A 16,855-nucleotide genomic window follows, 5' to 3' on the forward strand; every position below is an offset into this window, starting at 1 on the left:
GGAAAAACAGGGCTATGACAGACCAAACCTTGAAAACTCAGCAAAGACCAACACGACGATGGCTCTGGATTGGTCTTTCGCTGGCGCTGTTTGTTGCGATCGTCATCCTGTTGTTTGATACAGAGGATACAATTGATGTTCAGGCAACAAACAGCGCACCTCCGCCACCGACCGTCTCTGTCGTCACCGTTGCCCCGGAAACCGTGCAGGCGCGGATTTCGGCCTTTGCCGAAGTTCGGCCTCGTTGGGATGCTGAGCTGCGATCTGCGGTGTCCGGGCGCATCACCGCAGTGCATTCTGCCGCTTTGGCCGGTGCACGGGTGGAGCAGGGCGACCGATTGTTTTCAATCGAAAATGCACCTTATCAAAGTGCCGTTGCTGCGGCCGAGATGGAGCTTGAGCAAGCGGAATTAGCGTTATTGCGCGCGCAGAATAACGTAACTGTTGCGCAACGGCAGTTCGAGCGGGATGAAACAGAGCCGCCAAACGAACTGGCTGTGAACCTGCCGCAACTGCGCATTGCCAAAAAAACCGTTGCGGCGGCGCAGGCACGCCTGAATGCGGCGCGAAGGGATCTGAACGATGCGGAAGTTGTTGCCCCGTTTTCGGGCTTTGTCACCCATCGCTTTGCCAGCCTTGGCCAGACGGTCAACCCGGGCGATGCCCTGATACACCTTTCGGACGACCGGAAATTCGAGCTGGTTGCCGAATTCAGTCGAGCGGATTGGGCGCTTATTGACCATCCGATCTCTGGTGTTACTGCTGATCTGACACAGCGCTCGGGCGAAGCCCTGGGGCAGGCTCAAGTCCGGCGTGGAGGCGGGTTTCTGGATCAAGACACGCGACAAGTGCGCGTCTTTTTGGACGTCACAAATCCCGATGAACGCATACTCGCTGGAGATTTCCTGCAGGTTCACATTCCCGGACGCCGGATTGCAGACACCGTGGCCCTACCGGAAAGCGCAGTGACACGTGCGGGTTACATTTGGCTTGTGGATGATGAGGACCACCTGCAGAGGTTCAGCCCGAACATCCTGTTTCGCAGCGAAGGTGCGGTCACAATTTTGGCCCCCGATGGGATTGGCCCATGGCGCGTGGCCAGAACACCTCTGGCTTCGTTTCTGCCGGGACAGCGGGTAACGCCGCAATCGGATGAGGGCTGAGCCATGCACGCGCTGACCTCCTGGTTTATCCGCAATCCGGTTGCTGCCAATCTGATGATGGCGCTGATCCTCTTTCTCGGCGTGCAGACGCTGCTGAACATTCGGATCGAAGGTTTCCCACGCGTTCCGCCGGAAAGCGTCACAATCGCGACCGAGTTTCCGGACGCCACGGCCGAACAGGTCGATGAATTGGTGACCCAGAAAGTTGAGCAGGCGCTCGAAGGGTTGGAGGGAGTGCGCAGTGTGACCTCGCAATCTCAAAATGGTCTGAGTGTCGTGACCGTCCGCCGCGCAGGTGGCCAGAAACTTCAAACTGTTCTGGACCGGGTTCGAATTCGGATCGACGGGTTGACCGATCTGCCCGATACCGCGCGCCGCCCTGTGATCGAAGCGTCAGGTTTCGGTTTTCCGGCGCTGTATCTGAACTTGTTCGGCGAAACAGACCCGGCCACATTGCAGAGCTTGGCGCAACGGCTGAAAGAAGAACTGCTGGCGCAACCGGAACTGTCCCGGCTGCAAATCTGGGGCTTGATCCCGCGGGAACTGCGCATCGAGATCGACCCGGCGCTGTTACGTCATTATGGCTTGACGGTTTCTGATGTAACTCGCGCCATCGAAGGGAATTCGCTGGCCTTTCAGGCAGGTCGTCTGCGGACCGAGGGCGGTACGATCTATCTGCGAGCGGATAACAGGGCAAAATATGCTCCGGAATACGCGGCCCTGCCAATCATTGAGCGTGATGACGGGTCCTTTGTGCCTTTGGGCGACATTGCCAAAATCGAAGACGGGTTTCAGGACGGCGAGTACCTGTTTCGGCTGAACGGCAAACCAACCGTGGGTATGGAGGTTCTGGTCGGGCAGAAAGAGAACCTGCTGGAAATCAGTGGCGTTGTGCGCCGCACGGTGGATGAGTTCAACCGCCAGCTGCCGTCGCAGGTTCAGGTCGAGGTTTGGGGCGATAGCGCTGGCTACATCTCGGACCGTCTGGCGCTGTTGCGGTCTAACGGGGTGCAGGGGTTGATCCTTGTGACCTTGATGCTGTCGGTGTTCCTGAACGTGCGGTTGGCCTTCTGGGTCGCCATGGGCATTCCCGTTTCGGTCATGGGGGCGATCGCGGTCTCGGGCTCGAAATGGGTGGATTACTCGCTGAACGATGTCACGACTTTTGGACTGATCATCGCCTTGGGTATTCTGGTCGATGACGCCGTTGTGGTTGGTGAAAGCGTTTTTGAGGAACGGCGCAAGGGCAACGACCCGATCAAAGACACGGAACGCGGCGTGCATCGGGTCGCGGTTGCGACCGTCTTTGGCGTGCTGACCACAATCGCGGCCTTTTTCCCGATGCTTTTGATCGATAATCCGCTAGGCAAGGTACTGGCCGGGTTTGCGGGCATCGTGATCCTGACGCTGGTCTTCTCACTGATCGAAAGCAAGTTCATCCTGCCCGCCCACTTGGCACAGGTCTCGATGGGGCAAGAGCGCCGTTATCTGCTGACCCGCCTGTGGGGCCGGATACAGGATGCCGCACAGGGCGGGTTGAACTGGGTTCGGGATCGCCTCTACCAGCCTTTGCTCGTTGCGGCGGTGCGACAGCGCTACGCCGTGCTGATCCTGTTCATTGCCGCCGCAACGCTGGGGCTTGGCCTGATGTACAAGGGCAAGGTCAGAACGGTATTCTTCCCCGAAGTGCCCGGTCAGATCATCACGATGAATCTGGAAATGGACGCCCGCGCGCCCTTTGCGCTGACCCGCGCGAACGTGAATCGGATTGAAGCGGTCCTGAATGACCTGAACGCCGAACTTGCCGAAGACGCCGGTATGGCCACGCTGCCCGTTCAGACGGTGTTCACCATCATCAACAGCGCTGGAAGCGTGCAATTATACGCTGAAATGATCCCGGTGACCGAGCGCCCTGATGTTCCGATCCTCTCCGTCGTCAGTGAATGGCGTGACCGGGTTGGTGCGGTCGAAGGTGCAACCGAACTGGAGTTCACCGGATCAGAAGCGCTCGCCGGAGGGTTCCGCATCCGATTGGCGTCAAAAGACGAAGACCTGCTGCAACAAGCCAGCGCCGAGATGAAAGACTTCCTGTCGAATATCGAGGGCGTGGCGAATGTTCGCGATGGGCTGGCGGGCGGTCAACCTGAACTGAAACTCCGCCTGCGCCCGGACGCGCGGCACCTTGGTTTCAACGCCGAGGCCTTGGCCAGACAGATAGGCTATGGGTTTGGCGGGGCCGAGGTGACCAAGGTCAGGCGCGATGGGGCCGAAATCCGCGTGGTTGTGCAGAACGCGCGGGAAAACCGCGATACGCTCGCCGATCTGATGCGGACCCGGTTGCGCAGCGCATCCGGCGCCTGGGTGCCGCTTGAGACAGTTGCCGACATCGAAGGCGCCTACACCTCTGGCACCATCGACCGCCGTGACGGAAAGCGTATGAACATTGTGGCCGCATCCATCGACCGTGATCGTGTCGCCCCCGAAGAGGTGGGGCAGGCGGTGTTCGAACAACTGGTCCCGAAACTCCGCGCCAAATATCCCAGCGTAACAGTCCTGCCTGCCGGTGAACTGGAAGAGATGGCCGATATCAGCGATGGCCTTAAACGTGCGCTGCTGCTGGCGGCTGTTCTGATCTATGTGCTGATGGCTGTGCCGCTGAAAAGCTATTGGCAACCTTTTGTCATTCTGGCCATTGTGCCTTTTGGCTTTATCGCGGCCGCCGTCGGGCACCTGATCATGGGTGTTTCGCTGTCGCTGTTTTCGTTTTTTGGCATGCTGGCGCTGACCGGCGTGATCGTGAACGACAGTCTGGTCATGATCACCCGATACAATCAGGCGCGCGAGGAAGGTCAGTCCGTGAATCTGGCGCTGAAGAGCGCAGGCATAGGGCGTTTCAAAGCGATCTTTCTGACCACCGCAACGACGGTGATTGGACTGCTGCCCTTGCTGACTGAAACCTCTGAGCAAGCGCAGTATCTGATCCCTGCGGCAATCTCGCTGGCTTTTGGGGAACTATTCGGCACCGCCCTGATGCTGCTGCTGGTGCCGGTGCTGATCGCCATCACCGAAGATGTCATTGCAGTTCTCAAGCCACCCCTTCCGCAGCCTTCTGAAGAAAGGACAAAGCCATGGCAAAGAATCTTCTGCCCCCCGCATTCGCACTGATGGCGCTGATGGCGACGCCTGCCGCTTCTGATGGTCTGAATGTGACTGTGGACGGCATCCGCAACGCCAAAGGAAACATCGTGATCCTTGTGTTTGATGATGCGCGCGCCTTTGACAGTTTGGATGTCTGGAGCGCGATTGACTACGCCCAGATTCCGTCCCGCAAAGGCAGTGTCAGTCATGCGTTCGCTGACCTGAACGCAGGCCCTTATGCCGTGCTGTTGTTTCATGATGAAAACAAGGACGAAAATCTGAACATGACTGCCACGAAACTGCTGGAGGGGCTGGGTTCAACAGGTGCCCCAAATCCTCAGGATGAGCCCGATTTCAAGGCCGCCTCGGTCTGGCCCGGCGATGTCCGTGTTCGCATTCACTATGATCAGTAGTGCACAATGCTGACCGATCGAAAACTGACAATCGGCACGCTTCTGAGTGTGTTTCGTTGGCGCGTAGGGCTTACGTGGTTTCAGATCCTGGCGGAAACGGCGCTAACTGTGTTGATCCCGCTTTTCATCGGCTTTGCTATCGATGGATTGCTGAGCGGAAAATTTCAGCCCTTTGTGCATTTAGGCACTCTCATGGTCGCCCTTACATTGATCGGCGTGATCAGGCGGATTTACGATACACGTGTGTACGGAATGATCCGTGTCGAACTGGGCAAGGCGATTGCTGCGCGGTTTTCGAATCTGCCAATTTCATCGCTTAACGCCCGGATCGGAATGGGGCGTGAACTGGCCGACTTCCTGGAGGAGATCCTGCCTTCGGCAATCTCAGGGATCGTGCAATTCGTCGTGTCGGCAATCTTGTTGTTTTACTTCTCGCCGGCTCTGGCTCTGTCAGCCTGCGGGGTTCTTGTCGGAATGATATCCGTCTACGCTCTGTTTCATTCGACATTTTGGCAATGGAACCGTGCGCTGAATGAGCAAATGGAGCATCAGGTCAACGTTCTGGAGCAACGCCGCGACCGCCCGGTTCTTGTCCACTTGGAAAAACTGCGTCGGTCCGAAGTAAAGCTCTCGGATACCGAAGCCATACTGTACGGCGTGATCTTTGCTTTGCTGATAGGTTTGATCCTGTTCAACCTGTGGTTCGCGACGCAAAACCTGGATGCGACACCTGGAATGATCTTTTCGATTGTCAGCTATTCGTGGGAGTTTGCTGAAGCAGCGCTTACCTTGCCGGTGACCTTGCAGTCCTGGTCACGACTATCCGAAATCACGACCCGATTGCAGAGCGATTGACCGGAATTCTGAACCATTCCTTGAGTGGAGCGGGATTTGTAATCAAGTACAGACGGCCCATAGCCAACATCCAACACAGTCCTCGTATGCCGCGCTTGAAGCCCGCAATTCAGACATTCGCTGCGGCTGTAAATTGTTTGCGGTCGCGCACTCACGGATAGCGCAAAAAAGCCATTGCTCAATAATGGGCTTTCAAAGTCGGTTGTTGAGCAAACCAGATCATTCCGGCAACCCGGCCTTTCGTAAACCTTGCAGATAGTGTTCGAGCGCTGGGGCGTGTGTGTAGAGATGGCACCGCCGGACCATTGAAACGGAAAAGTCAGGTCGATGGGCTGAACACTCGGAGATTAAGCGCGCAGCTTCCTCAGTTTTGCCTGAGTAACCCAGGCCAGCGAGAACGACAGAGTAGCGGGACCACTGGAATCCTTGTTGTTGAAGCGCTTTCCTTCCCCATTCAATCGCCAGCCTGTAGTCGCGTTTCAACAAGTGCGCCTCTGCCAACCTCACCATATATGATCCCATATGCTGATCACGGGGGCTGAGGCGAATGGCATCTTCCAAATGTGGAATAGCCTGATCGGCATTTCCCAAAAACACTGCGGCAGCGCCGAGACCATAATGAGCCCAAGCAAGACTGGGATTGAGTTCAATGGCCAGCCTGAGGTCCGGAATAGCGTTTTCGTGTTCGCGAGCAACGATCCGGGCTTTTCCCATAGCGCAGTGCGCGGCGGCGTCATCTGGATCCAGTTCTACCGCCATCCGGGCCGCCTGCAGTGCACGTTCGCAATTCTCTGCAGGAGAATCCGCCAGACCAAGCACCACTTCATAGTAGTAAGCATCCACCAAACCGGAAAATGCCAGCGACAGGTTGGGATCTTGTGAAAGAGCGGCCTCAAACCGCGCACGCGCCTCCATCAGGTCTTCTTTGGTGCGCTTGTAAAGATGCCACATGCCTCGTTGATAGACATCCCATGCGGTCAGGTTACCGGACTTCTTGGATGTCGCCCGTTGCTGCTCTGCCTTGTCCAATTCCGGCGCAATGGCCCCTACAATGGCTGCGGTTACTTCATCCTGGACTGCAAAAATATCCTCGAGGACGCGATCATACCGCTCGGCCCAGATTTGCTTTCCAGATGCCGCGTCGATCAATTGAGCGGCAATCCGGACCCGGTTTCCTCCTTTGCGAACACTTCCGTCGAGCACATAGCGTACCCCGAGTTGTCCGCCGATTTTCTTCAGGTCTGTCGCTTCACCTTTGTAAGCGAAACTTGAGTTGCGGGCGATGACCATCAGCCATCGGTTACGGGACAGTGCGGAAATGATGTCTTCCGACACACCATCGGCGAAATACTCCTGATCAGTTTCACCGCTCAAGTTGTGGAACGGAAGAACTGCAATGGAGGGTTTCTTCGTAGCCGCAAGCGGTGTTGACGAAACATCCCCTTGTGGATCGGCACCGCTCAACGTTACGCTATAAGCGCGAATGGGTTGATCTACATTTTTGAGTTCAAGTTTGCCCAAGTCTTTGAACTCAGCATTGATTTTTCCGTTAGCTTGACGATAGGCATCTTCGGACAGGCAGATACCGTCTGGTTCAGCCCGGGCTTCAAGTCGAGCCGCTATGTTGACGCCGTCTCCCAAAAGGTCTTCGCCGTCGACAATGACGTCGCCAAGATTAAGCCCGATGCGAAAACTAAGACGTCTGTGTCCTTCGCCCGCTCTCCTTTCCTGAATTAGGACCTTTTGCCATTCGATCGCACAGTCGACGGCGTCGACGATGCTGGCGAACTCCACCAACATCCCGTCACCGACAAGCTTGAAAATTCGACCATGATATTGGGAAATAAGTGGTTCGATTACATCGCTGCGAACAGCATTCAAACACTCGAGAGTGCCGGCTTCATCCTGCCCCATAAGGCGCGTGTAGCCAACCACATCGGCAACTAAAATGGCGGCAAGCCGGCGTTCCAAGACGACCTCCTATCACCACCAGAATACCGCTGGAAGTGACGAGAATCCAACTCAATTGAAGTCCGGGCACTAAGCGAGTTTCTTTTCTCAGACTATTCTGGATGTTTAGCCACGCCCCTATTTAGACTGGTTCAACCGTGTCACCGAGTTTGTCATCATTTTGAAATTGGGAGCGTGCTCTGAACTTGTTGAGCACGCCCCGAAGATCCTTGGCCAGAGGTTGTTTGCGCCTTCCTTTGCGCGCCAAACCTTATACCCTCCAATATGCGTCACGCCCGTAACGCAAGGCGTCGACGTACTGATCCGGCTCAAGGCCGATGTCTTTCAACAGGCGTTTGTCAAACTGCGAAACATGCCGGATGTCGCGACGAATTCGGTATTCGCGGATTGCGGCCATGCCCAGGTGTGAAAACAGGTTGTACAGTTTCTTAACTGGCGAGCTTGCTCCTCCCTCTGGTCGAAACAACACGCTCTGCGGTTGGGAAATAGAACTACGATCAGTTGTCATTTTGGCCTCCTGATTTTGGTATGTTTGCGCCGATTTCGCCCGGACCACTGTGCTTCCAAACCTCTGCAATTCTGCGAGGGAAAACGGGCGAAAGCGGCCCGGACTTGTGTGATCCGAAACGCCGGTCAGACGGTTTCGGTCGTAGGTTGCCGAGCCGCTTTGCAAACATGCTCGACATGACGGTGGTCGGTGCCGCAGCACCCGCCGATAACGGTCAGGTTGGGCAGAATCTTTGCAAGTTCCTGATGAAGCTCACCGAATTCCTGCGGGTTTCCGTCATCCAGTTCTTCCGCAGCATCAAGCTCGGCATGGGAAAGGCGCGACGCATTGGCCCGCAAACCCATGATACGCTTTGTCCAGTCGCCGCCCTGCTCAAGAACCGAGCGGAAGTGGTCAGGATGCGCGCAATTGATCATGAAATAGGCTGCGGCGCTCTGAGTGGCGGCATCGACCTGTTCAATGGCAGCGCGCAGCCCCTGACCCGAAGGCAGGCGCCCATCGGTCTCGACGGTGAATGAGATCACCACGGGAATGCCGGCCTCCTGTGCGGCATTTACGATGCCAATGGCTTCGTCAGCATAGGTCATCGTTATGGCCGAAACCATGTCTGCGCCCATCTCAGCGAACCATTCCACCTGTGTCCGGTGGTAGGTTTCAGCTTCGGAATCGCTCAGGATTTCGCTCGGGGCGTAGCCGTCGCTATGCGGTCCGATCACCCCATTGATCACAAAGGGGGAGTCCGGTTGCTCATGTTCTTCACGCATCTTTACAAGCGTGGCGATGACCTCGCGATGAACCTCCTTGAGTTGATCGTGGTTTACGCCCAGTTCGGCAGCCCACCGGGGGCTGGCGCGCCATGTCGGTGTGTCCATGACAAAGCCGCGACGGTTGTTTACCGCCAGTTGGGCAAATCCGCGCATGTACCGGTCGATGGCGTCAATGCCGACCTGGTTGTCCAGCGCCTTGAACGCTGCAAAGAGCGGCAGATCGATCCCGTCGTGAAAGACCAGGGTCGTTTCCAGCCCGCCATCGGCCAGCATCTGGGTGCCGTTCAACTGGGGCAGTGCGTTTCGGTATTTCATTGCCATTCTCCTGTTTCTGGGCCCCTTTTCGGGCCGTTTAGGATGAAACGGGAATAGCAGCGCCTCGGTTTTGAACCTCGAGCCGCATCTGAGCTTTTCCTGAGAAAGTATGAGGGGTAGGCTTGAGGCAAACGGGAATTGTTCGCAACAGGGCCGGTTTTTTGGGAAATGAAGTACGAGTTCAATGATTGCACGATTGATACCGATCTTTTTCAGATATCGCGTGGCGGTGTCGCTGGAAGCCTGACGCCGCAAACCCTGCAAATTCTTGAATATCTCATTTCAAACCGGGATCGGGTGGTTTTGAAAGATGAACTGGTCGAGCAGGTGTGGCAGGGCCGGTTCATCACGGATGCGACCTTGTCGACCGCGATGAAAGAAGCTCGGCAGGCGGTTGGCGACACAGGGCGGGATCAGCACACGATCCGCACTGTACATGGCGCAGGGTTTCGCTTTGTCGCGGAAATCGTAATGCCCGTTGCCGACACGCGAAACGCTCCGACGTCTGATGGTATTGTCCTCGCGGTACTTCCATTCAAAAGTCTGGGCATAAACACCGACGACACCTTTTTGGCCGAAGGTCTGACAGAAGACGCGATCACGAACCTGTCCCGGTTTCGCGAACTTACGCTGCTGTCCCATCGCACAACCGCACAGCTGGCTGCAGAAAAGGTTTCGAACGCCGAAATGTCGGCACGATATGCCATCACCCACGTGGTCGAAGGCAGTATTAGAAGGTCGCAAAACCAGTTGCGCGTGACTGTGCAAGTAACCGAAGCCAGCGGCGGCAGACTGGTAGCGACCGAACAATTCGATCGCGGCGGCGGGCCCGAAGATTTGTTTGAGATTCAGGAAGACATCGCCGCGCTCATTGCCGGCCGTCTTGGCAGCCGCCACGGATTGATGGCAAAACAGGTGGCTAGATCACTACCTGCCGGGCGCACGCATTTCTGGGAGACCTATTTTCTCGTCGCGCAGTTTTACGAGTATTACAGGTCCTATGATCATTCGATACATGCCGAAATCCGGGACAGGCTAAAGGTCGCGCTGGAAAAAGACACCCATTCCTCAGATGGGTGGGCTGCTTATGCCATGCTGTTGCTGGAAGAGTACCGCTATCACATCAACCAGCGACCAGATGTCGACGCCTTGGCGCTCGCAACCGAGGCAGCCGGAAGGGCGGTCGAGTGTGACGGTTTGAACGCCTTTGCGCAAATGACCCTGGCGCTGACCATTTTCTACCAGATGGACATAGCAAGGTTCAGGGCTGCTGCGGATCGGGCACTCCAGCTGAATTCCGGCCATTGCGATGTTCTGGCCGAGATCGGCTCCTGTCACCTGTTTCTGGGCGAATATGATCGAGCGGTCGAACTACTGGACCGGGCGATTGATCTGAGCCCGGTCCATCCAGGCTGGTATCACTATGCGCGGTGCTGGCTCTATGCATCGCAGGGGTTTACCGAGGCCGCACTGATTGAGATCGAGAAAGTGCCGATGCCGGATTTCTTCTGGTATCAGGCACATCTGGCATGGCTTCATGGCGAATTGGGCAACACAGAAAAAGCCCAAGCGGCAGCCGCAGTCATGCGGGAAATGTTTCCGATCTTCGAAGACGTCGTCTATGAAGAGCTTGCGATGACCGGCATCACCCCGGAACACGGAGAGATGGCTGTTCGAGGATGGCGCAAGGCGGGGCTTAGAATCCCGGAATATCCGACTTAGGTCGCACGCGCATCAGGGCGGGTAAAGCGATCAAGCCCGAAATGACAATCGCGCTGGCCAAGGCCGGATAGCCGCCCATGGCAATCGCCAGACTCCCCATTCCGCCACCCATTGCAAACCCCAAAAGGTAGCGTGCCATGCCTGACGCCGGGGCGTCAGTTCGGTCCAGATAAAGCGGGAAGAAAAGAAACAGGCCGAATGCGTTGACAAGGATCGTCGCGCCCATCAGCAGTTCGGAACTTGAAAGATAGGTCAGCCCACCTGCAAAGGTGGCCAGTAACAGACCAACTATCTGGGCGTGAAGCCTCAGCCGGTCTAGGATGATGCCGGCAAGAAACGACCCCAGTGCAGAAAGCCACAGGCTCGCCGCCAGCCAGACGCTGAGGCTGCCAAGCTCTTGTTCTATCGAAAACACTTCCAGAAAAGCCCAATAGGCGCCCATGCAGATAAAGAACGGCAACAGACTAAGATCCTGTTTCCAGTTGTAGTGCCCGACATAGCGTTTGCCTGGAGCGGGCAGATACAGCAGAAGCAGGATGGCCTGTATCGCCGCTAGAAGGGCCAAGGGAAACAGCAATGATATCCCGGTTGCATGGACACCGGCCAACAGAACGAATGAAGCGGCGCAGCCGATCGCCATTCCATTGCTGATCATTCGCAAAACACTGGCTACGCCGGAACTGCGCGACAGAGGCACAGCCAAAACCATGCCCAGCGACGAACCGACGATAGCTGCGCCGACAAACAGTATCGCCGTCGCAATGGTCTGCTCCATCGCAGCAGTGGCAATTCCGATGCACGCAACAGCCCCGGCGACCCGCGGCAAAACATGCCCGGCGACAGCACCAATCACACATCCGATCGCGGCGGTCAGCAGGACAACGCTGGCCAACAGCCCGACCACAACTTCGGAACTCCCGCTTTTGGCGGCCAATTCAGCCAACCAAATCGGCATCGTGTTCAGAATTGTCACCGCTAACGCGATATAGAAGGAGCGTGTCAGTTGACCATCCTTGCCTGGCGGGTTTCCTGTCCATTTCGATGTTTGTTTAAATAAACCTGTTGGTCAACGCTGCCAAAATGGTTATCGGCAGTCGCTTTGTGTGCGGCAGTTATATGCGCGAAACCCCCTAAAAACGTTTTCTGCGGAGCGTCCGCTCCGAACAATTCGCGGGACATTTTGCAAAGTTTTCTATCTGCGACTTCGAATTCAAGGACGGCTTCAGGTCGCGTCGGGCTCATGGTTCTCTCCGGGGCCGAACGAGCCACCCCATGATTGCGTCGGTGATGGGATGCCTTCCAAAGGCCGATGCGAAGTCACCCGGTAAGGTGCCACGACTTTGCATCACAAGGTCATCCTGTCTCCGTCCCGACAGGACCAGTTTCCGCAGTTTGCAGAACTCTGAGTTTCAAACCATGTAGGCGAGGCCTCCTTTGTCCGATCAAATTTGGTTCCATCTCGCCAATGCCGCGTCAGGATGACCGATATTTTGCGTGCAGTTACGACCGCCGCCTTTTTAGGCCCTTTGCGTTGCACAACCTTTCAATGGGCTGAACTTTGCGACCCGCTGGATTAGTATTTTCGCAGCGTCAAAGAGCAATTTACGCATGTAGGGAGCGCCGCGTTTGGAAATGCGGCCGGACCAATCGGTCTCGCCCGATTGGTAGCGCCTTGGCGTCAATCCGAAATACGCACCTACATCTACCTCGATACGAACCTCGTCGTCGTTGAATTCAAATGAACAGAGGATTGCGGTCACATGGATTTTCAGGCCACCCGCTCCGCAATGGTATCAAGCAAGACCTTCGATGAGGCCACTGAAGTGTTGGGTCTTTACCTGGCACAGCACGGAATTGTCGATAGGGACGCGCAGACCGAACTGCTTGGTTTCCTCGGATGGGTCGAGCCTGATGAAGATGCGTTCGCGCAAGACGTCCGGATCGTTTTGGCCTCTGCTGAGTTCGCTCGCGAGGTAACGACAGCGGTCCTCTGGCTGATTGAACGCGAAATTGAGATCCGGTGTGTGCGTCTCCAACCTTACGATCACGACGGGCGAGTTTTCGTGGACGTCCAGCAGATCATCCCGCTTCCGGTGATGGCTGACTATCAGGTTCGGGTTACCGCGAAAAAGCGCAAAGAGCGGCATGCACGATCTGACACTCTCGGCAGAACCAATTACGATTTGGTTCTCGGTGGGCAGAATCGGCGCGCAGGTTGGTCGTCGTGATTCAACATTTCCTTGAGGAAGGGCATGCCTGAGAGGATAACGCCCACAGGCCACTCTCCTTATTGTTTCAAGGATTTTAGTGTGTTGATGGCATGTTGCTTTTCTCGGTTTGTCTGGTTCAATCCACGGGTCAGAACTCATTTCTTTCCCGCCACTATACGGTCAAGGATGAGTGCGCAGAACAGGATTGCCAGACCTGCCAGTATGCCTTGGCCTGCCGCAGCATATTGCAGTGCTTCCAACACATCTTCGCCCAGACCTTTCGCGCCGATCAGAGACGCTACAACAACCATTGCCAGCGACATAAGAATGGTCTGGTTAACTCCGGCCATGATCGTTTTGTGCGCCAAAGGAAGATCAACCCGCCACAGCAGGTAACGCGGCGTGGCACCAAAGGCGAGTGCAGCCTCTCGCACTGTTTCAGGCACTTGTTGCAGTCCGAGGACGGTAAAGCGGATCACCGGTGGGCTGCCAAAAATCATGGTCGCCACAACACCAGCCGGTTTGCCAGACCCAATGAAGGCAACAACCGGGATAAGGTAGACAAAGGAGGGCATCGATTGCATGAAGTCCAGAATTGGTCGCACGATCGCAAACGCGCGCGGACGGCGCGCACAATAGATACCAAGTGGTATTCCCAGCGTGATCGAGATCAACGCGGCTGCTCCGAGCAGCGCTATGGTCGTCATTGCCTTTTCCCAGAAATCCAGCAGTCCCAGATAAGCCAGTGCTGCACCGGTAAAGATCGCAACGCGTGGTCCTGCGGAAAGGTACGCCAGCATGATGATCACCAGCGCCACTACCGGCCAGGGGGTGTCGACCAGAACGACTTCGATCCAGTCCAGCAGCGTACGCATTCCATAGGTTAGCCCATCGAAAAAGCCGCGCCCGGCTGTTTTAGTCCACTCAAAGACAGCCTGCACGCCGTCCCCAACATTCAGTCGCCAATCGCGGTTAGTCGGGAAAGTCTTCAGAACAGCCAATGCGTCTGGCTGGGCAAACTTGATGGCCGACAATACGACAACTACTAGCGTCAGAGCGGAGGCAACGACCATTCGGGTCCCGGACCATCCATGCGCCACACTGGAATCCGAACGCCAACGCGCGAACTGACCTTCGAGCGTCCAGTTGGCCAACGATGCCGCAAGGAACTTGACCGCCAGTAGCAATACGATCCCGACCGCCAGATACGCGATTCCGGTAGAGTCTGCGCTCTGGGCGGCTTCCTGCGCTCCAGCCAGGGCACCCTCCAGTGACTCTGCTGCGCGTTTAAGGGAGTCCAAAGAAGCAGCCCCGGATTGTTCCGCCGCCTCGATCTGCTGTCTACGCAGCGCCAATGTTTGCTCGATCTGATCAGCCCGCTCACGAAACTCCCGCCCGAGATCGCCGAACAAACCCAAACCGATTTGAATGTAGGCGAGCGTCTCAAGCACCAGAAAGCCCAAGAACCACGACCAGAGTCCACGTGCCCCGAACCAGACCGGGCCGAGAATGGCCGCAGCTTTGTTTAGGGTGAACCGATAACCCGGCGCCTGCATCATGTAGGCAAAAGTTTTCTGATAATAGGCTTGGCTCTGCCCGACAAAATCGCCGATCAAACCTTCCAAACGGTCGGCGGTTTCGGGTTTGACCTGCTGTGCATCAACGTGTTTCATCGTCGTCCCCTTATGCCTGACTGTCCTGGATGGCGCGGATGAGCCCCGCGCGGTTGATCACACCTACGGTGTTGCCATCTTGCGTAACCGCAACCACGCCGTGCCCTTCGACGCAGAGATTCATCAGGTCGGACAAGTCCATGTCCGGATGCGCTTCTTTGGCGTCGTCTGGAACCTCGCCATGATGTGCCTCGAATTCGTCGACCGGCTTCATCACCGAATGGGCGAAGATCATGTTGAGTTTGGAGATCCCGGCGACGAAATCTGCAACGTAATCATCGGCCGGATTCAGTATGATTTCCTCGGGTGTACCAATCTGAACAATGCGTCCATCCTTCATGATCGCGATGCGGTGGCCGATACGGATCGCCTCATCGAGATCGTGCGTGATAAACATCGTAGTCTTGTTGAGCTTGTGGCTGAGGTCCATGAACTGATCCTGCAATTGCTTACGGATCAGCGGATCGAGGGCCGAGAAGGGCTCGTCCATCAGCAGGATCTCCGGGTCTGCAGCGATGGCCCGCGCTAGGCCGACGCGCTGCTGCATGCCACCGGACAACTCATGAGCGTATTTGTCTTCCCAGCCGTTGAGCTCCACCAACTCAAGAACGCGGTCCGCTTCTTCCCAACGACGCGCCTTCCCGGTGCCGCGAATTTCCAAGGGCATTGCAACGTTATCGCGCACTGTCCGGTGGGGCATCAGACCAAAGTTCTGGAACACCATCGCAACGCGGCGGTTCCGCAAGTCGCGAAGGCCCTCGTCGTTCAGGCCCATCACATCATCGCCGTCCAGGTAGATATGGCCGTCGGTAGGTTCCAAAAGGCGGTTTACGTGGCGCACCAGGGTCGACTTACCCGACCCGGACAGGCCCATGACACAAAACAGCTCACCGCGCTCAATCTCAAAGCTGGCATCGGCGACACCGACAACGCAGTTGAACTGTTCCAGCACTTCGGCCTTGCTCAGTCCTTCGCTGTGAATGGCTTTCAACGCGTCCTGCGCTCGTGCTCCGAACACCTTCCAAACGCCACGTGCATCGATTGCAATATCTGCCGTCATACTGGCCCCACTTTGGTCTAGCTTGCAGATTGTGCCCCCGGAAACCGGCCGGGGGCCAATTGGTGTCAATTGGTCTTCAGGCCAAGCCAGCCGTCGACCATATCGCCGTTCGCGGCAATCCACTCGGCGACAACCTCATCCGTGTCGCGTCCCTTGACCACGACTTCGTAGGTCAGGCCGCTGAGTTGATCAGCATCCATGTTGATGTTGCTTAGGAAAGAAGCCGCGGCCGGGTTGCGCTGCTCCAAAGACTTGGAATGGGCAACAGTTACAGTTTTTACAGGCTCGCCTGTGCTGACATGCGAATTGTTATACCAATCCGCGTCCTGATCTGGCTGTACCATTTTGTATGTAGCCGCATCATGCTCAGGCTCTTCCAGGATCGTCACGTCATAGAGCGCGTGCACGTAGTGCGGCGCGTAGCAGTAGAAAGCAGCACCCTTTTTCTGGTCGATCTGATCTTTGAGACGCGAATAGAAGACGGTTTCATCCTCGGTAGTGGGCGTCAGAAAAGTTTCGATGCCATAGTCGCGCACGCGAACCTTGAAGGTGTTGGTTGAGGCCCAACCCGACGCGCCGACCCAAACTTCGCCCATACCGTCGCCGTCCGAGTCGAACAATTCCTGAGCCACTGGCGTGGCCAAATCGTAGATCGATTTGATGTTGTGATCTTCGACCATGTAGTTCGGAACACAAATCCCCGCGCGGCCCTCGTAGTTGCCGGAAGACAGCGCCACGGTGCCTTTCTGATCGACATATTCGTCGGTGAACGAGGATTGGTTCGGCAACCAGACATCAGGGTGCACGTCTATGTCGCCGCGCCCGCCGTCCATAGCGGCAAAAATCACGGCATTGGCACCCGGGGCATACCCGACTTCACCGCCCAGGCGTGTTTCGATGACCTGACCGATGACCCGGCTCATGATTTTGGCGCCGGGCCAGCTGGGTTCGCCCACCATGACTTTGTCTTGCGCCAACGCCGAAGTAGAACCTAAGGCGAGGGCCAATGTTGCCGTCAGTGTTGTCAGTTTCTTCATGCCAAATTCTCCCGTTACATTGT

At 56.4% G+C, this 16,855-nt stretch carries 15 protein-coding genes; 6 read left to right on the plus strand and 9 right to left on the minus strand.

The window, feature by feature from the left end; translation table 11 throughout:
* Positions 1 to 14: 14 nt before the first annotated feature.
* From GOX63_RS07150 to GOX63_RS07165, 4 genes are read left to right on the plus strand one after another with little or no spacing between them, the layout of a single operon-like run.
* Positions 15 to 1,163, plus strand: a complete 1,149-nt coding sequence (locus tag GOX63_RS07150; protein ID WP_170326767.1) for an efflux RND transporter periplasmic adaptor subunit — start codon at positions 15 to 17, stop codon at positions 1,161 to 1,163.
* Between the two features lie 3 nt (positions 1,164 to 1,166).
* Positions 1,167 to 4,328 carry an efflux RND transporter permease subunit gene (locus tag GOX63_RS07155; protein WP_170326766.1) on the plus strand — a complete coding sequence of 1,054 codons (3,162 nt, stop codon included), beginning with the start codon at positions 1,167 to 1,169 and terminating at the stop codon, positions 4,326 to 4,328.
* A complete protein-coding gene (locus GOX63_RS07160) occupies positions 4,292 to 4,714 on the plus strand; it encodes a DUF2141 domain-containing protein (protein ID WP_170326765.1) in 423 nt (140 codons plus the stop codon). The genes GOX63_RS07155 and GOX63_RS07160 overlap by 37 nt, the downstream gene beginning before the upstream one ends.
* Before the next feature lie 6 nt (positions 4,715 to 4,720).
* Positions 4,721 to 5,569, plus strand: coding sequence for an ABC transporter six-transmembrane domain-containing protein (locus tag GOX63_RS07165; protein ID WP_170326764.1), 849 nt, complete (start codon positions 4,721 to 4,723; stop codon positions 5,567 to 5,569).
* 219 nt (positions 5,570 to 5,788) lie between these two features.
* Here the strand turns inward: GOX63_RS07165 and GOX63_RS07170 are convergent, their stop codons facing one another.
* From GOX63_RS07170 to GOX63_RS07180, 3 genes are all read right to left on the minus strand, one after another.
* Positions 5,789 to 7,540, minus strand: coding sequence for an adenylate/guanylate cyclase domain-containing protein (locus GOX63_RS07170; RefSeq protein ID WP_170326763.1), 1,752 nt, complete (start codon positions 7,538 to 7,540; stop codon positions 5,789 to 5,791).
* 250 nt (positions 7,541 to 7,790) lie between these two features.
* Positions 7,791 to 8,048, minus strand: coding sequence for a DUF1127 domain-containing protein (locus GOX63_RS07175; protein WP_170326762.1), 258 nt, complete (start codon positions 8,046 to 8,048; stop codon positions 7,791 to 7,793).
* A 125-nt stretch (positions 8,049 to 8,173) separates the two neighbouring features.
* Complete coding sequence (locus GOX63_RS07180) at positions 8,174 to 9,130, minus strand: homocysteine S-methyltransferase family protein (protein ID WP_170326761.1); 957 nt, start codon at positions 9,128 to 9,130, stop codon at positions 8,174 to 8,176.
* Positions 9,131 to 9,298: 168 nt separating this feature from the next.
* Here GOX63_RS07180 and GOX63_RS07185 point away from each other — a divergent pair, with 168 nt between their 5' ends.
* Positions 9,299 to 10,852: a winged helix-turn-helix domain-containing tetratricopeptide repeat protein gene (locus GOX63_RS07185; protein ID WP_170326760.1), complete on the plus strand. Its 1,554-nt coding sequence runs from the start codon at positions 9,299 to 9,301 to the stop codon at positions 10,850 to 10,852.
* Here GOX63_RS07185 and GOX63_RS07190 read toward each other — a convergent pair.
* The 3 genes from GOX63_RS07190 to GOX63_RS24075 form a co-directional block, all read right to left on the minus strand.
* The gene (locus tag GOX63_RS07190; RefSeq protein ID WP_170326759.1) at positions 10,827 to 11,825 is read right to left on the minus strand and encodes a hypothetical protein; all 999 of its coding nucleotides are present in this window, start codon (positions 11,823 to 11,825) and stop codon (positions 10,827 to 10,829) included. The genes GOX63_RS07185 and GOX63_RS07190 overlap by 26 nt on opposite strands.
* A gap of 26 nt (positions 11,826 to 11,851) precedes the next feature.
* Positions 11,852 to 12,094 (minus strand): hypothetical protein, encoded by a 243-nt coding sequence (locus GOX63_RS07195; protein ID WP_170326758.1) that lies wholly within the window; start codon positions 12,092 to 12,094, stop codon positions 11,852 to 11,854.
* A gap of 275 nt (positions 12,095 to 12,369) precedes the next feature.
* Positions 12,370 to 12,612 (minus strand): transposase, encoded by a 243-nt coding sequence (locus GOX63_RS24075; protein ID WP_170326757.1) that lies wholly within the window; start codon positions 12,610 to 12,612, stop codon positions 12,370 to 12,372.
* Here GOX63_RS24075 and GOX63_RS07205 point away from each other — a divergent pair, their 5' ends adjacent.
* Positions 12,613 to 13,080 carry a hypothetical protein gene (locus GOX63_RS07205; protein WP_170545344.1) on the plus strand — a complete coding sequence of 156 codons (468 nt, stop codon included), beginning with the start codon at positions 12,613 to 12,615 and terminating at the stop codon, positions 13,078 to 13,080.
* Positions 13,081 to 13,217: 137 nt separating this feature from the next.
* Here GOX63_RS07205 and GOX63_RS07210 read toward each other — a convergent pair whose 3' ends face one another.
* The 3 genes from GOX63_RS07210 to GOX63_RS07220 form a co-directional block, all read right to left on the minus strand.
* The gene (locus tag GOX63_RS07210; RefSeq protein WP_170326755.1) at positions 13,218 to 14,735 is read right to left on the minus strand and encodes an ABC transporter permease; all 1,518 of its coding nucleotides are present in this window, start codon (positions 14,733 to 14,735) and stop codon (positions 13,218 to 13,220) included.
* A gap of 10 nt (positions 14,736 to 14,745) precedes the next feature.
* A complete protein-coding gene (locus GOX63_RS07215) occupies positions 14,746 to 15,795 on the minus strand; it encodes a quaternary amine ABC transporter ATP-binding protein (RefSeq protein WP_170545347.1) in 1,050 nt (349 codons plus the stop codon).
* 65 nt (positions 15,796 to 15,860) lie between these two features.
* Positions 15,861 to 16,832, minus strand: coding sequence for an ABC transporter substrate-binding protein (locus GOX63_RS07220; RefSeq protein ID WP_170326753.1), 972 nt, complete (start codon positions 16,830 to 16,832; stop codon positions 15,861 to 15,863).
* Positions 16,833 to 16,855: the final 23 nt, after the last annotated feature.

Origin of the sequence: Ruegeria arenilitoris (assembly GCF_013031355.1) — a bacterium.
In the GTDB taxonomy this organism is placed as follows: Bacteria; Pseudomonadota; Alphaproteobacteria; order Rhodobacterales; family Rhodobacteraceae; genus Ruegeria; species Ruegeria arenilitoris_C.

What these genes read in the sequence shown, in the direction of transcription:
- GOX63_RS07150 (WP_170326767.1), top strand. Translation starts at nt 15, where the DNA reads ATGACAGACCAAACCTTGAAAACTCAGCAAAGACCAACACGACGATGG.
- GOX63_RS07155 (WP_170326766.1), top strand. Translation starts at nt 1,167, where the DNA reads ATGCACGCGCTGACCTCCTGGTTTATCCGCAATCCGGTTGCTGCCAAT.
- GOX63_RS07160 (WP_170326765.1), top strand. Translation starts at nt 4,292, where the DNA reads ATGGCAAAGAATCTTCTGCCCCCCGCATTCGCACTGATGGCGCTGATG.
- GOX63_RS07165 (WP_170326764.1), top strand. Translation starts at nt 4,721, where the DNA reads ATGCTGACCGATCGAAAACTGACAATCGGCACGCTTCTGAGTGTGTTT.
- GOX63_RS07175 (WP_170326762.1), bottom strand. Translation starts at nt 8,048, where the DNA reads ATGACAACTGATCGTAGTTCTATTTCCCAACCGCAGAGCGTGTTGTTT.
- GOX63_RS07180 (WP_170326761.1), bottom strand. Translation starts at nt 9,130, where the DNA reads ATGAAATACCGAAACGCACTGCCCCAGTTGAACGGCACCCAGATGCTG.
- GOX63_RS07185 (WP_170326760.1), top strand. Translation starts at nt 9,299, where the DNA reads ATGAAGTACGAGTTCAATGATTGCACGATTGATACCGATCTTTTTCAG.
- GOX63_RS07195 (WP_170326758.1), bottom strand. Translation starts at nt 12,094, where the DNA reads ATGAGCCCGACGCGACCTGAAGCCGTCCTTGAATTCGAAGTCGCAGAT.
- GOX63_RS07205 (WP_170545344.1), top strand. Translation starts at nt 12,613, where the DNA reads ATGGATTTTCAGGCCACCCGCTCCGCAATGGTATCAAGCAAGACCTTC.
- GOX63_RS07210 (WP_170326755.1), bottom strand. Translation starts at nt 14,735, where the DNA reads ATGAAACACGTTGATGCACAGCAGGTCAAACCCGAAACCGCCGACCGT.
- GOX63_RS07215 (WP_170545347.1), bottom strand. Translation starts at nt 15,795, where the DNA reads ATGACGGCAGATATTGCAATCGATGCACGTGGCGTTTGGAAGGTGTTC.
- GOX63_RS07220 (WP_170326753.1), bottom strand. Translation starts at nt 16,832, where the DNA reads ATGAAGAAACTGACAACACTGACGGCAACATTGGCCCTCGCCTTAGGT.